Raw genomic sequence first — 12,905 nt, forward strand, 5'->3', positions numbered from 1 at the left:
TCCTCATCGGCACTTGCCGCGCCGGTGGTTGCGCCGCTTCGTGGGCAAGTGGCATCGCAACGAGACCGCTGAAGGAGCCGAACGGTGAGCAGCGACCTGCAAGTACGGGACAACCCTCAGGCACGGCAGTTCGAGGCGATTGCCGACGGTCACGTCGTCGGGCACCTGAAGTACCGGCCGCACGGAAAGCGCGTCATCTTCACCCGCACCAGCGTCGACCCGGATCACCGGGGCCTCGGCATCGCGACCGAGCTGGTCCGCGTGGCTCTCGACGACGCGGCCGCCAAGATGCTGACACTGACGAACTACTGCCCTTTCGTGGCGGACTACATCGCGGCCCACCCGTCGTACCGGCCTGTTGTCGACACCGAGCATCCGGGTGCGGCGCTGGTTCCGGACAAGGCACCGCGAGCCGGCGTGAACGAGGTGAAGGCCTCGACTTCGGTGCTGGACGTACCGAAGATCGAGGGGCGGCGCATCCGTACGGCGCGCCTCCAGTTGGCCCCCTGGACCGCAGACGACGCCGCCGAGGCCTTGCGGATCTTCGGTGACGCCGACGTTGCTCGGTGGCTCGCCCCGGCCATGGACCGGATCACCACCGAGACCGAGATGCGGGATCTGCTCTCGCAGTGGGTCAGCGAGGATGCGACGCTGCCCGCGCCGCTCGGTCGCTGGAAGGTCGACGACATCGAGACCGGCGAGACGATGGGAGCCGTGGCGCTGCTCCTTCTCCCGCCGTACGACATCGACTACGAGATCGGCATCCAGATCGCGCCGGCCCACTGGGGCCGCGGCGTGGCCGCTGAGGCCGGGCACGCACTCGCGCACTACGCGTTCGACTCCGGCGTCGACGAGGTGTTCGCCGTCTCTCGGCCGCGGAACCGGCGGGCGGCGGCCGCGGCTCGCCGGATGGGAATGGAGTGGGTCGGCGAGACCGACAAGTACTACGACGTTCTGCTGGACGTCTATCGCCTGCGGCGCAGCGATCTGGACCTCCCCAGCTGGTGAGCTCAGCTGACACCGTTGCGCACGCTGTCTGCCTGCGGCTCGGTGCTCACGCGTGCTGTCTGGCCTCCGGCCGGGTCCCGTCCGGTCGCAGAGCCGAAGTGCCGGACACAAGCACCTGGGTCGCACCGACCGGGATCGCTGGATATCTCACCTCGAAAGTGGACCATGACGTCCAACTACAGTCAATCGATTGAGGCTGTGTGTCCTGTGGGCAAGGCCGTTCAGGACTAAGTGGCGAGGTTGTTCTGGTCTGTATAGTCCTTATTGCAGGCACAGCCGTCAGAGGAGAACGAGACGATGCGGACAGACATCAAAGCGACTGTCGACGGAACGCTGTTGGCCGAGGCCGCTGCCGACGCGGTGGTTGTCATCGAGGGCAGCCGCTACTTCCCGCCGGACTCCCTGGTCATCGGCACCCTTCAGCCGTCGGCGACGCCGTACGTCTGCCCGTGGAAGGGCGCCGCGGAGTACTTCGATGTGACGACGCCGAAGCACACGCTTCGTGATGCCGCCTGGACGTACCCGTCCCCGAAGCATTCAGCCATCGAGCAGGTCGGCCACGACTTCACCGGCTACGTAGCCTTCGACCCCCGCCAGGTCGAAGTCGCCTGACCCTCGACCCGCCGATCAGCGCTGACTCTCGCCTGCAGACCAGGGAGTACTGGGGCTGACGGGCGAGCGCTACTGACGTGTCACCACGACTGGCGGCCCCCACTGCCAGGTACCTGCTGGCAGTTCGGACAAGCCGGGCGGGTGATCGGTGGCCGACATCAGGTAGGCCCGGAGGCTGGATTGGCCTCACTGATCGACCCAGACCGGGATGATGTCCGCAATCCCTGGAGACTCGAACTCCACGGAGGGGCAGGTCAGTTTGTCTCCGCTGGTCGTACAGGGTTTCGCCGCCGGTCGGAGGACCTTGCTGCCAGCCGGCCGCACCACGATGCAGATCACCTCACCCGGCGCCTGACCGGTCACCACACCGCTGACTTGCGGCTCGCGGTTCTGGGCGCGTCACACCGACGAGCTGCGAGGCGTTGAACTGGTTCTGGGCCGAGCTTGTTCTGGTGGTTGGGGATCGGGGATGCTCGGGCGGGGTGAGCGGTGCCGGGAGAGATTTGTTGGGGGCTTGTCGATCTGCGGGCGGCCCATTCGACCAGGGGGTACGAGGGCCGAGAGGCGGCTCCGCCGGACGAGGAGAGCGCGATGGCGAAGTACATGCTGATCATGCGGGGGACCGACGAGTCGAACGCGGCGATGATGGCGAACATCGACGAGATGATGGCCACGACCCGCCAGTTCATCGAGGACATGTTCAAGGCCGGCGTCTACGTCGCGGCCGAAGGGCTGGACGATCCGAGCCTGGGCGTCGTGGTCGACTTCAGCGGCGAGGCCCCGGTGGTCACCGACGGGCCGTACGGGGAGACCAAGGAACTGTTCGGGGGCTTCTTCCTGGTCGATGTCGCCTCGAAGGAGGAGGCGGTCGAGTGGGCCAAGCGGGTTCCGGCCGCCCGCGGGTCCAAGATCGAGGTACGGCGGGTGCCGGGGGAGGACGAGGTCCCGCAGGACAGCGAGGAGTTCGTCAAGGAAGGGACCTCGCGCCAGAGCGACGGCCAGGGCTGATGAGTGCGGCCGAGGTCGAGGCCGTCTGGCGGATCGAATCGGCGCGGATCGTCGCCGCGCTGACCCGGTTCACCGGCGATTTCGGCCTGGCCGAGGATGCCGCCCAGGAGGCGGTGGCCGAGGCGCTCGTGGCGTGGCCGCGCACCCCTCCGACCGATCCGGCCGGCTGGCTGATGGCCACGGCCCGGCGGCGGGCGATCGACGCGATCCGCCGCCGTACCGCGCTGAAGGACCGGTACGCCGTGCTTGCGGCTGACCCGGTGGTCGACGAGGACCTCGACCCCGACCGGATCGACGACGACATCCTGGCGCTGATGTTCGTCAGCTGCCACCCGGTGCTGTCCCGCGAGGCCCGGGTGGCGCTGACCCTGCGCGTGGTCGGCGGCCTGTCCACCGAGCAGATCGCCCGGGCGTTCCTGGTACCTGTGCCGACCGTGCAGGCCCGCATCACCCGGGCGAAGAAGACGATCACGGCGGCCGGGGTGCCGTTCGAGCTGCCGCCGGCCGATGAGCGCCGGGAACGGCTGGGCGGCGTACTCAGCGTTGTGTACGTGATCTTCACCGAGGGGTCGACGGCCACGTCGGGAGATCAGCTGCTACGTCCCGACGCCGCGTACGAGGCGATCCGGCTGGCGCGAACTCTCGCCGCGCTACAGCCGGACGAGCCGGAGGTGCACGGGTTGCTCGCCCTGTGCGAGTTGACGGCAGCGCGCTTCCCGGCGCGGACCGGCCCGGATGGTACGCCGATCCTGCTGGCGGACCAGGACCGGCAACGATGGGATTTCTCGGCGGTCCACCGTGGGCTGGCCGCGCTGGCCAAGGCATCGGTTCGCGGACTCGGTCCGTACGGCCTGCAGGCTGCGATCGCTGCCGTCCACGCGTCGGCTCCGTCGGTGGGGGCGACCGACTGGGACCGGATCGTGGTGCTCTACGAAGCGCTCGGCCGGGTCGCGTCCTCGCCAGTGGTCGAGCTCAACCGGGCCGTCGCCGTAGCGATGGCCTCGGGTCCGGCGCAAGCCCTGGCCATCGTGGACGAGTTGATTGCCTCGGACCGGCTTCCCGGTTCGCATCTGGTTCCGACCGTACGCGGTGAGCTGCTGACCCGGCTCGGTCGGCGACCGGAGGCGCGCGCCGAACTGGAGCTGGCCGCCCGGCTGTGCACCAACCAACGCGAACGCTCAGTCCTGCTCCGCAAGGCCGCCGCGCTGGACTGACCTCCCCAGCGCGGCTGGTCCTCAAGGTGTGAGAGCGCGGGCGATGGGCCAGGCGCCGGGGGAGGTGTTCGAGAGCACGGTGCAGGTGGTGCCGGTGTGTGGGTCGTGCGTGGACTTGAACGACGCGCCCGCGTCGTACCCGGTCAGGATCGCGGTGTCCGTGCTCTCGTGCAGCCAGAAGCCGAGGCCGTAGCGCCGGGATTTCTCGGGTACGTCGCGACGCGGCCGGACGACCTCTTCGACGGAGTCCACGATGTCGCCGGCGAACAGCGCGCGCCAGAAGCCGGACATGTCGGCGGCGGTGGTGTGGATGCCGCCGTCGCCGCCGGCCAGCACCGGTAGGTGGAAGACGTTCGAGCGGTCGACCCCGTCCAACGGCAGGTACCCCACCGCCGCGTCAGCAGGCAGCTCGTCAGAGCGGAGGAAGTCGGTCCTGCTCATGCCGGCGGGACGGAGCACCCGCTCCCGGACCAGATCGTGGTAGCCGACGCCGCTGGCCCGCTCCGCCAGCAGGGCAAGGACCACGAAACCACCATTGCAGTACGCGAACCGCTCACCGGCCCGGAACTTGGTGGGGTGTCCGTCCAGCAGGGGAAGGAAAGCCTCGGTAGTAGTCAGCTCGTGCGCCGCGCCGACGAAGTAGTCGGTGATCTCGGTGTCGGCCTCTTCGTCCAGGTAGTCACCGATGCCAGCGGTGTGCGTGAGGAGATGTTCGACGGTCACGTCATCCGCGATCAGCGGCAGATCCTTGCCGAGCAGGGATCGCGCGGTGGTGCTCAACTCCAGCACACCGTCCTGCACCAGTGAAAGCACAGCCAGGGCGGTGAAACCCTTGCTGCCGCTCGCGATGCCGAACCTGGTGTCCAGCGAGTTGGGAACCCGGTAGGCGCGATTGGCCAGCCCATAGGCCTTCGCAAACTCAACCTCACCGGCCCGATCAATCCAGACCACCCCGGAAAACCCGGTCTCCTCAGCGACCTTGTCAATCTCCCCCTGCGCCATTTCCGCACACTAACCCAGGCCCGCACCAACCGGCGTAACTTCCCGGTCGCTGCCCGCATCGGTGTTGGTAACTGAGGGGTGGAGTTCGATGAAGAACCGAATCGGAGCAATGGGGGTGCTGGGTGCGGCCGTCCTGACGGTGGGTCTGCTGCCCGGATCAACGGTCGGAAACACCGGGGCCGCGACCGCCCCGAGTACGGTCTTGGCGTCGTACTCGGCTCGGCGCTGTTCGGAACCGGCTACGACAGCGACGTCCCCGAATCGGTCTCAGTGCGGAGGATCGGTGGTGGCTGGGGACCTTTCGTCGCGCTCCACGAGGCGCGCTATGCGCCGTACGGCGGAACGCACTACCGGACGAACGAGTACGGGCTGCGCAACGACGGCGTCCTGTCCCGCTGGACCGCGACCGACGTCGATGACGCTGATCAGCAAGACGCAACGTACGACACCTTCCTGGCGGACCTCAAGGGCGGTTCGCTCTACACCATCCGGATCCCCACCAGCGCACCGATGAAACCGGTGGTCAAACTGGTCCGCGCCTCGACCTGGCACGGCTTCGAGGCCATGGTCGCCGAGAAATGCGGAACCCAGAGCACGCTTCTCGTCGGCATCGACAAGGACACCGGCTCTGCCTACCTGGACGCCGTGAGCCACGCCCAAGGCACGTCCACCGTGATCCGCAGCCTCCGCACGATCCCCGGCACGTTCAACGCGCCGGTCTACTTCCGCTGGGCCACCCTGGACTTCGACGAACTCTCCGGCGAGTAACCACCGCCCTCGAGGTCCTTGCTGGGTTCGATCAGCTGTCGTACTCGAGTGTTAGAACGCCCTGGGCTGCCTCGGTCGCGCGACCGGTGATTCCGGCCAGGTCGCCGGTCCCAGAATGCGGCACGATCGTTCCGAACGTCGAGTGCTGGTCCCCGTCGGCCAGCCCGCCGTGCTGGATCACGAAGCTTCCCGTTTTCCCGTTCAAGCTGCCGACCACGCGTTCGGACGCGACGAAACCGTTGCCCTCGACGCCCTGAACGGCCAGGACCTCGGCAACACCGGTCCCCTCGATGGCACCGGAGTACCGCTTGCTGACCGTGATCCGCACCAGCTTCGGCCCGTCGGCAGGCTCGTCGTACGGCTTCTCCGTCCAGTCGACGATCTCGAACCTGGCCTCGATGGTCTGTGAACTCATAGGCCAAGACTAGTCATCCACCGGATGAGGAGAGCTGCTCGTTGCCTGCTTTGACGACCAAGGGCCTTCAGCCGTTGATCTCTCCCTCGCTGAGCGTGGCCCCGCCGTGGTCAGCTGGTGCCAAGCGTCTCGGGTTGGTTGGTTTGCGGGGAAGAAGTCTTCGACGCGGAGTTCCTGGGCGGTGACGTCGGTCGGGGTGCCGATGGCGGATACGACCGAGAACAGCTCGACCTCCAGATCGCCGAGGGCGAACTGTACGTCGATCACGGGGACCGACGGTGCGGTGACGGATGGCCCGGTGAGTACGGCGCTGACGTCTGGGCGGGAGCGTAGGCGGCGTACCAGCTCGGCGGTCTCCCGGTCGAAGACCCCGGCGACGGCCTCGCGGGCGGCGCGTTCGAGCAGCGCTGGTGCGACCGAGGACCAGTTCACCACGGCGGCGCGGACAGGACCGGGCTCGATCATCAGTCGCAGCACGTTCGCCGGGTCCGGCAGCGGGTCAGGCGCGAGCAGGGTGCCGAACAGCCGCGAGGCGCCGCGGTTCGCCCGCAGTACGTTCCAGCCGCGGTCCATCACCACCGCCGGGTAGGGCTCGTGCTGCTCGAGCATCGACGCCAGCGCCTCCTCCACCCGGGCAAGCTGCGCGCTGCCGAGCGCCGCCCTTCCCCACGAGGGAATCGCGCCACCCATCGGCGCGCCGCACGCTGTCCTGGCATGGCCGCGACCGTCGGCCGCAGGGAGAGAATGATGGATCTGATGGTGCACACCACGAGTACGGCGCCGGCCGAGTCGAAGGCGCTACTGGAAGGCATTGCCGAGGACCTCGGCTTCGTGCCGAACCTGGCCGCGGCGACGGCCACCTCACCCGCACTGCTGGCCGGGTTCGACGGGCTACGACGAGCGGTCGCCGGCGGAGCGCTCGACCCGGTGCTGCGGGAGACGGCCGGCCTTGCCGTCGGCGTTGCTGTCGACAACCGGTACGTCGTTGCCTTCCACAGCACCGTACTCACAGCCCTCGGCGCCACAGCGGACGACCTCGAGCGGATGCGCGCCGGCGACGAACCCACGGGCGCCGCTGCGGCGGCGGTCTACCAGCTCGCGCGTGAGCTGGTGCTCACCCGCGGGAAGGTTGCTGAGGGCACCCTTCGACGTACGTCGGAGCCCGACTGTCCGACGCGGATGTGCTGGAGGTCGTTGCCGAGTGCACCTTCGCCGGACTGGTCGGCACTCTGGACAACCTGGCCGGCCGAGTCGAGCTCGACCAACCGTTGCGTCAGGCAACCTGGTCGGCACCGTAGTCCAGCCACAGAGCGAGGATTCATCCGTGCCCGGGGTGCGCCGGTGCAGGCCCGGATGTGGTTGCCAGCTGGGGCTGGTCGTGCCGGCTGTGGACGCACCGGTGTGCGGCCAGTGCCCATCCCCACATCAGCGGCAGCAGCGCGTTGCCCATCGAGGTAATGTCAGTGATCACGAAGAAGAATGGCAGGAACGCGATCAGCAACCAGGCCGTTGTGCGGGGCCGGAAACCTCTGCGCAGCAGTGTGATTCCGAGTGCGATGCCGCCGAAGCCGATGACCGCCAGGACCAGCAGTACGACGACGAACAGTTGCTCGGTCCACGGCGTGTAGTAGTCGCCGGCGACCGACAGGGCCAGGAACGTGTACGCCGCGATCTGGATCCGCCAGAGCCACTTCTCGACGCCCTCCGGCTTGCGGTGACGGTAAACCAGGTACGCCGCGGCGGCGAAGGCCAGGCAGATCGGGAACCAGATCTTCCCGTAGGTCCAATAGACGTAGTACGGGTCTGCCCAATCGAGCAGCGGCCGGAGCGCGCCCATCGCCGGTACGGCCCAGGCGCGGGTGAGAGGCAGTTCAAGATCCCCGGGATGGCTGTTGATCCGAGCCAGCGCGTGCAGTTCGCCGGCGATGGTGCCGAATGCCGCCATTGCCCAGGCGGCGAGGCTGATGCGCCGCGCCGTGGCCGGCGTGATGTCGGTCGCTGTGTGGTGCCGCATGTCCGTCTCCTTCTCCTGATGGCCGGTCCACCCGGCCCTTGCTGCGAAGGTATGGACCGAAGCCGCCTGCAGTCGTCGTGCGCGGGCAGGAGCTCCGTGGGACCACAGCAGGATTCCCAGGTCGTTCTCGCGGAGGAGGCCGACGCGGTCTCGGCGGCGTACCGTCCCAAATGTGAGCCGCCGTAACTGGGTCTTCGATATCGCCGTCGCGGGCGTGGTCGGCCTGCTCGGCCAGCTCGAGGCGTGGTGGGGCATCGGGGCCACGCACCGGCAGGGGCCGCTGTGGGCTCAATCGCTGCTGTATGCCGTCACGGCGCTCCTTCTGGTAGCCCGCCGGGTACGCCCGCTAGCCGTCCTGTTCGCCGTGGTGGCGGTCTCGGTGGCAGAGTTCGCCCTGTTCGGATCGCCGGAGGGGGACGGGGTCGCGCTGGCGTCGCTGGTCGCGATCTACACCGTCGGGCGGTACGTCGAGGCGCGGCTGGCGATGCTCGGACTCGCGCTCGGCGTCGCCCTGTGGGTCGGCTGGGCGGGCTTCGATCCGTTGAACGACGACCTCGCGGAACGCTTGGGCTCAGTCGTCTGGCTCGCGCCTTGGGTGATCGCCTGGCTGGTCGGCGCACTGGTGCGTATGACGGTGCTCTACCGCGAACAGCGGCGAGTGACGCGCGCCCAGTTCGCGTCGAGGGCCGTGGCTGAGGAGCGCAACCGGATCGCACGCGAGCTGCACGACGTCATCGGGCACAGCGTGAGCGTCATGACTGTTCAGGCCTCGGCGGTACGGCGCCGGCTCTCCGGGGAGCAAGTGGCCGAGCGTGAGGCACTCGAGACCGTGGAGGCGGTTGGACGCGAGGCGCTCGCCGAGATGCGGCGGATGGTCGGCGTCCTCCGCAACGGCGAGGACACCCGAACCGGCGACGAACGCGAGCCGTCCCCAGGGCTGGACCAACTGGACCGGCTCGTGGGCAAGTTCCGCTCGGCCGGGCTGCCCGTCGAGCTCATGGTCACTGGGGTGGCCCGCAGTCTCGCGCCGGGGCTGGACCTGACCGCCTACCGGTTCGTGCAGGAGGGCCTGACCAACACCTTCCGCCACGCACAGAATCCGCACCGCGCCGAGGTTGTGATCGACTACGGATTGGACCGGCTCCAGCTCGCGGTCCGCGACGACGGCCAGCCACCACGGCCGGCCCAAGCCCAGAATCGCGAGGCCGGCAACGGTCTACTCGGTCTGCGCGAGCGGGCCGCGATCTACGGCGGCTCGCTCGTCGCGCAGACCCGGCCGGAGGGTGGCTTCGAGGTCGTCGCCATGCTCCCGTTGGAGCCGGCATGAGCGACTCGGTAGCTCGAGCAGCCGGCTCGCCGACTGCCGGCACCATCGGCGTCCTGATCGTCGACGACCAGGCGCTGGTGCGGGCCGGGTTTCGCATGATCCTCGAAATCGAGCCGGATATCACCGTTGTCGGCGAGGCCGCCGACGGCGCCGAGGCTCTCGAGCTGGCCGCGCGGCTGCGGCCCGACATCGTGCTGATGGACGTACGGATGCCCGCGATGGACGGCATCGAGGCCACTCGCCGGCTGCTGGCCGACCGCACCACCCGATCGCGGGTCATCATGCTGACGACCTTCGACACCGACCAATACGTCTTCGACGCGCTCCGAGCCGGAGCGAGCGGATTCCTGATCAAGGACGCGCGGCCCGAGCTGCTGGTCGCGGGAATCCGCGCCGCGCACTCCGGTGAATCACTGCTCGCACCGTCCGTGACCCGCCGAATGATCGAGTCATTCCTGCAGCGACCGCGGACGACCGACGCCGGGCCGGCACGACACGAAACTCTCACCGCGCGAGAACAGGAAACGCTGCGACTGCTGGCCCGCGGACTGACGAACTCTGAGATCGCCTCCACCCTGTTCGTGTCGGAGACAACGGTCAAAACCCACGTCGGGCACGTCCTGATGAAACTCGGCCTGCGCGACCGGGTGCAGGCCGTCATCTACGCCTACGAAGCGGGACTGGTCACCCGCCTCGGCTGACACATCCGAAACGAGTCCAAAGGCGTTCATGCTCAGCTGGTCAAGATGCGGGATCTCAGGGCAAGGTCGTCCATTGTTTCCAGGACGTGCAGGCGGGGGACGCGGACCGGGATCCTCAGAGGTTGGAAGGTTGCCACCAGGTCGCGGAGTTCGGTGTAGGCGTTGCCGGTGACGTCTGCGGTCAGCTGGAGGTAGCCGGCCAGCAGTGGCCGGTCGGCGGCGAGCGCGAGTGCGGCTTGCTCGTCGGCCGGCTCGACCGGGAGGTAGATCCGGCCGGTGTTGAACTGTCCGATCCACGGTCCGCGGATGACAAGATCGATCGGTACGTCGAGGTTGCGTGGTTCGTCACTGCCGTGGACGAGCGTCGCGTGGAACCGGTCGGCTCTCAGCTCGAGCCCGCGCCACCAGACCAACTCGGCCAGACTGGAATCAGCCAACGCAGACAGGAACGGCTCCGGGCGTGGGTCCGGTAGGGGGACGACCAACGAGCGCGCCGGCGGCCAGAACTCACCCGGCCCAGGATCCGGCCCGAGCGGATCGCGAGGCCGGTCGACGAGTAACGGGAGATGCCGAGTCCGATAGCGCTCGTCCAGCCGCAACGCGTCGTGCTTGTCCCACTCGTACTGCTGGCCGGCCAGCACGCTCAACACATCAGGCATCGCGATCACCCATCCGGCCGAGGAGTTCCTCGAGTCTGGGCCGAATCTCCGTGTCATCGCCCTCGACCTCGACCAGCTTGTCCCGGCTGATCGCGCCGCGCACCAGTGTCACCGCCGAACGTCGTACGCCGAACGCCGCTGCGATCGCCTCCAGGACAGCCTTCGTCGCCTGGCCTTCGACCGCACGGGCCGCCACCGCGACCACCAGGGCCGGCCCGGCCGCACCGTCGTACCGGCCACCGACCGCAGTCCGCGAGGCGCCCGGCTTGACCCGCAACAGAATCCGCATGGCTCAGGCGCGCCAGCGGTTGGTCAGTTCGTCGTTGGTGGGGGGCGGTCCTGGGAGCTCCGACGCGCCGCCCGGTTGTTCTCCGGACCGATGCATCGCCTCCAGCATCAGGGTGAGGTACCGATGCCGGAGCTGGTTCGTCCGGGCCTCGTCGCCGAACTTGATCGACGTGATCTGCTCCAGGATCACCCCGAAGTCCTCGACCACGATCCCCGGCCGGAGGTGCTCCTTCGTCCGGGTGTAGATGGACTGATTCAGCTCAGCCGCCCGGGCGGCGTCCTTCCAGAGGTCGGGCGTCGGGGTGAACGTCCCCGCCAGCCGCTGGGTCAGTGAGTTGGTGTCGGCGTCGACCAGCGCATGCAGGAACGCTCCGAACGCGATCCACGGTTCGCGGTCGTCGGCCAGAGCCTTCTCCGACTCCTCGATGTACCTGGCCAGCCCGTCGCTGCAGAGCTTGCGGAGCAGCTCCTCCTTGCTCGCGTAGCGCCGGTAGAGCGCGCTGATACCGACCCCGGCACGCTCCGCGACCGCAGAAATCGGGGCGCCGGGATCGGCGATGAACACCGCTCGGGCCGCGCCCAGGATCACCTCGTCGTTGCGGGCCGCCTGGGCCCGCCGGCCACTGAGAGCTTTCGGCATGTCACCCAGGCTACCACTTGAACGGAATGCTCCGTTCCGCTAGGGCAGGGGGTGGAGATACGCCGCACACGTGCGTGAGAGGGCAGGCGAGTGCCCAGTCGCAGAGCCGCAGGAGCGAGTAGTTGTCGGCGTCGCTGCGTGCGACGGTCGCGAGCTGTTGGAGGGTGCGGTAGACGTCTACGTGGTTCGTCGCAACGTACAAACACGCCAAGATCCACAGCACAATGCCGCGGCTCCAAGCCAGCGCGAAGAGTCAGTTCGCGAGTACGTCGGGGAAGCCGAAGGTCGTGACGAGCGTGGGGTCGTGGAACTTGGTGACGGCTGTGATGCCGGTGGGGGTGGGGGCTACTACGACGGCGCCGTCGGGTCGGAGTGTGCCGTCTGGGGTTCGGTGGTAGACGACAGCGGCCGGCTGGCCGTTGGCGGTGGTTGCGATCATCCGCCAGTCGCCGGGTGCACCCAGCACGTACGCGTCGAGCACGTGGATGCACATCGCTCGGCCCGACTGCCAGTCTCGGAACGGCGTCGCCTCCAGCGTCGCGTCCGCGCGCAGTACCTGTTCCAGCAGGCCGGTATCGGAGCGCTCGAAGGCCGCGATGTAGCCGTCTAGCAATGCACGTGCTCGACGGTCGGTCGGTTCGAGCAGCGCCGCGGGCTCCGGTTGCAACTCGTCCAACCGCCCGCGCCCGCGCTGCAGACCGCTCTTGACCGCCGCGACGGTGGTGTCGAGGATCTCCGCCGTCTCCGCGGCGGAGAAGGCTAGTACGTCGCGCAGGATGAGGATCGCCCGTTGACGAGCAGGCAGGTGCTGCAGACTGGCGATGAGCGCCAGCCGCACCGACTCGCGCGCCACCACGACCGCGGCGGGATCGTCGGCGGGCGGGGCGATCCACTGGTCCGGCAACGGTTCCAGCCACGAGACCTCGCCTGGTGCAACCAGACTCGGTGCCCGATCGGGTCCGTCGTACGGGCCTGCCAGGCCCGAGGGCAGCACCCGGATCGGGCGCGGCTTCAGCGCCCTCAGACAGACGTTGGTCGCGATCTTGTAGAGCCAGGACCGGATCGACGCTCGGCGCTCGAAGCCGCCGTACGATCGCCACGCCCGCAGATAGGTCTCCTGCACCAGGTCCTCGGCGTCGTGCGCCGAGCCGACCATGCGATAGCAGTGCGCCAGCAACTCCCGGCGGTACCGCGCGGTCTCGGCGGTGAAGGTGTCCTGATCCGGTGCCGCCCGCGGCTGCGATGTCAC

Annotated in this window: 15 protein-coding genes and 1 pseudogene; 8 read left to right on the plus strand and 8 right to left on the minus strand. The window is 68.4% G+C overall.

Annotated features, from left to right (window positions below):
* The first annotated feature begins 84 nt into the window (after positions 1–84).
* The 4 genes from E0H75_RS35920 to E0H75_RS35935 all read left to right on the plus strand — a co-directional run bounded on the left by E0H75_RS35920 (position 85) and on the right by E0H75_RS35935 (position 3,842).
* Positions 85–1,008 carry a GNAT family N-acetyltransferase gene (locus E0H75_RS35920; protein ID WP_131518163.1) on the plus strand — a complete coding sequence of 308 codons (924 nt, stop codon included), beginning with the start codon at positions 85–87 and terminating at the stop codon, positions 1,006–1,008.
* A gap of 297 nt (positions 1,009–1,305) precedes the next feature.
* Entirely contained in the window at positions 1,306–1,620 is a 315-nt protein-coding gene (locus E0H75_RS35925; protein ID WP_202873340.1) for a DUF427 domain-containing protein, read from the plus strand.
* Positions 1,621–2,211: 591 nt separating this feature from the next.
* Complete coding sequence (locus tag E0H75_RS35930) at positions 2,212–2,628, plus strand: YciI family protein (RefSeq protein ID WP_131518164.1); 417 nt, start codon at positions 2,212–2,214, stop codon at positions 2,626–2,628.
* Entirely contained in the window at positions 2,628–3,842 is a 1,215-nt protein-coding gene (locus E0H75_RS35935; RefSeq protein ID WP_131518165.1) for an RNA polymerase sigma factor, read from the plus strand. The genes E0H75_RS35930 and E0H75_RS35935 overlap by 1 nt, the downstream gene beginning before the upstream one ends.
* A 21-nt stretch (positions 3,843–3,863) precedes the next feature.
* Here E0H75_RS35935 and E0H75_RS35940 read toward each other — a convergent pair whose 3' ends face one another.
* Positions 3,864–4,844: a serine hydrolase domain-containing protein gene (locus tag E0H75_RS35940; RefSeq protein WP_131518166.1), complete on the minus strand. Its 981-nt coding sequence runs from the start codon at positions 4,842–4,844 to the stop codon at positions 3,864–3,866.
* Positions 4,845–5,114: 270 nt separating this feature from the next.
* Between E0H75_RS35940 and E0H75_RS35945 the strand changes: the two genes are divergently transcribed.
* Positions 5,115–5,612 carry a hypothetical protein gene (locus E0H75_RS35945; RefSeq protein WP_131518167.1) on the plus strand — a complete coding sequence of 166 codons (498 nt, stop codon included), beginning with the start codon at positions 5,115–5,117 and terminating at the stop codon, positions 5,610–5,612.
* 31 nt (positions 5,613–5,643) lie between these two features.
* Here the strand turns inward: E0H75_RS35945 and E0H75_RS35950 are convergent, their stop codons facing one another.
* Together E0H75_RS35950 and E0H75_RS35955 are read right to left on the minus strand one after the other, a co-directional pair.
* Positions 5,644–6,027 (minus strand): DUF3224 domain-containing protein, encoded by a 384-nt coding sequence (locus E0H75_RS35950; RefSeq protein WP_131518168.1) that lies wholly within the window; start codon positions 6,025–6,027, stop codon positions 5,644–5,646.
* A gap of 9 nt (positions 6,028–6,036) precedes the next feature.
* Positions 6,037–6,657, minus strand: coding sequence for an MmyB family transcriptional regulator (locus tag E0H75_RS35955; RefSeq protein WP_131518169.1), 621 nt, complete (start codon positions 6,655–6,657; stop codon positions 6,037–6,039).
* Positions 6,658–6,783: 126 nt separating this feature from the next.
* Here E0H75_RS35955 and E0H75_RS45130 point away from each other — a divergent pair.
* A pseudogene (locus E0H75_RS45130) lies at positions 6,784–7,062 on the plus strand (carboxymuconolactone decarboxylase family protein); the annotation flags it as partial.
* A gap of 283 nt (positions 7,063–7,345) precedes the next feature.
* On the opposite strand, the gene E0H75_RS44390 reads toward E0H75_RS45130, so the two are convergent.
* The gene (locus E0H75_RS44390) at positions 7,346–8,041 is read right to left on the minus strand and encodes a hypothetical protein (protein ID WP_238163482.1); all 696 of its coding nucleotides are present in this window, start codon (positions 8,039–8,041) and stop codon (positions 7,346–7,348) included.
* A gap of 172 nt (positions 8,042–8,213) precedes the next feature.
* Between E0H75_RS44390 and E0H75_RS35965 the strand changes: the two genes are divergently transcribed.
* Positions 8,214–9,368 carry a sensor histidine kinase gene (locus E0H75_RS35965; protein ID WP_131518171.1) on the plus strand — a complete coding sequence of 385 codons (1,155 nt, stop codon included), beginning with the start codon at positions 8,214–8,216 and terminating at the stop codon, positions 9,366–9,368.
* Entirely contained in the window at positions 9,365–10,069 is a 705-nt protein-coding gene (locus tag E0H75_RS35970) for a response regulator (protein WP_131518172.1), read from the plus strand. Before E0H75_RS35965 ends, E0H75_RS35970 begins: the two co-directional genes overlap by 4 nt.
* A 32-nt stretch (positions 10,070–10,101) precedes the next feature.
* Here the strand turns inward: E0H75_RS35970 and E0H75_RS35975 are convergent, their stop codons facing one another.
* The 4 genes from E0H75_RS35975 to E0H75_RS35990 all read right to left on the minus strand — a co-directional run bounded on the left by E0H75_RS35975 (position 10,102) and on the right by E0H75_RS35990 (position 12,905).
* A complete protein-coding gene (locus tag E0H75_RS35975; RefSeq protein ID WP_131518173.1) occupies positions 10,102–10,728 on the minus strand; it encodes a hypothetical protein in 627 nt (208 codons plus the stop codon).
* Positions 10,721–11,017 carry a DUF167 domain-containing protein gene (locus E0H75_RS35980; RefSeq protein ID WP_131518174.1) on the minus strand — a complete coding sequence of 99 codons (297 nt, stop codon included), beginning with the start codon at positions 11,015–11,017 and terminating at the stop codon, positions 10,721–10,723. Before E0H75_RS35980 ends, E0H75_RS35975 begins: the two co-directional genes overlap by 8 nt.
* 3 nt (positions 11,018–11,020) lie before the next feature.
* Positions 11,021–11,656 carry a TetR/AcrR family transcriptional regulator gene (locus E0H75_RS35985; RefSeq protein ID WP_131518175.1) on the minus strand — a complete coding sequence of 212 codons (636 nt, stop codon included), beginning with the start codon at positions 11,654–11,656 and terminating at the stop codon, positions 11,021–11,023.
* A gap of 253 nt (positions 11,657–11,909) precedes the next feature.
* On the minus strand, positions 11,910–12,905 hold the full coding sequence (locus E0H75_RS35990; RefSeq protein ID WP_131518176.1) for an RNA polymerase subunit sigma-70: 996 nt from the start codon (positions 12,903–12,905) through the stop codon (positions 11,910–11,912).

Origin of the sequence: Kribbella capetownensis (genome assembly GCF_004331485.1) — a bacterium.
Classification (GTDB): domain Bacteria; phylum Actinomycetota; class Actinomycetes; order Propionibacteriales; family Kribbellaceae; genus Kribbella; species Kribbella capetownensis.

What these genes read in the sequence shown, in the direction of transcription:
- E0H75_RS35925 (WP_202873340.1), top strand. Translation starts at nt 1,306, where the DNA reads ATGCGGACAGACATCAAAGCGACTGTCGACGGAACGCTGTTGGCCGAG.
- E0H75_RS35930 (WP_131518164.1), top strand. Translation starts at nt 2,212, where the DNA reads ATGGCGAAGTACATGCTGATCATGCGGGGGACCGACGAGTCGAACGCG.
- E0H75_RS35935 (WP_131518165.1), top strand. Translation starts at nt 2,628, where the DNA reads ATGAGTGCGGCCGAGGTCGAGGCCGTCTGGCGGATCGAATCGGCGCGG.
- E0H75_RS35940 (WP_131518166.1), bottom strand. Translation starts at nt 4,844, where the DNA reads ATGGCGCAGGGGGAGATTGACAAGGTCGCTGAGGAGACCGGGTTTTCC.
- E0H75_RS35950 (WP_131518168.1), bottom strand. Translation starts at nt 6,027, where the DNA reads ATGAGTTCACAGACCATCGAGGCCAGGTTCGAGATCGTCGACTGGACG.
- E0H75_RS44390 (WP_238163482.1), bottom strand. Translation starts at nt 8,041, where the DNA reads ATGCGGCACCACACAGCGACCGACATCACGCCGGCCACGGCGCGGCGC.
- E0H75_RS35970 (WP_131518172.1), top strand. Translation starts at nt 9,365, where the DNA reads ATGAGCGACTCGGTAGCTCGAGCAGCCGGCTCGCCGACTGCCGGCACC.
- E0H75_RS35975 (WP_131518173.1), bottom strand. Translation starts at nt 10,728, where the DNA reads ATGCCTGATGTGTTGAGCGTGCTGGCCGGCCAGCAGTACGAGTGGGAC.
- E0H75_RS35980 (WP_131518174.1), bottom strand. Translation starts at nt 11,017, where the DNA reads ATGCGGATTCTGTTGCGGGTCAAGCCGGGCGCCTCGCGGACTGCGGTC.
- E0H75_RS35985 (WP_131518175.1), bottom strand. Translation starts at nt 11,656, where the DNA reads ATGCCGAAAGCTCTCAGTGGCCGGCGGGCCCAGGCGGCCCGCAACGAC.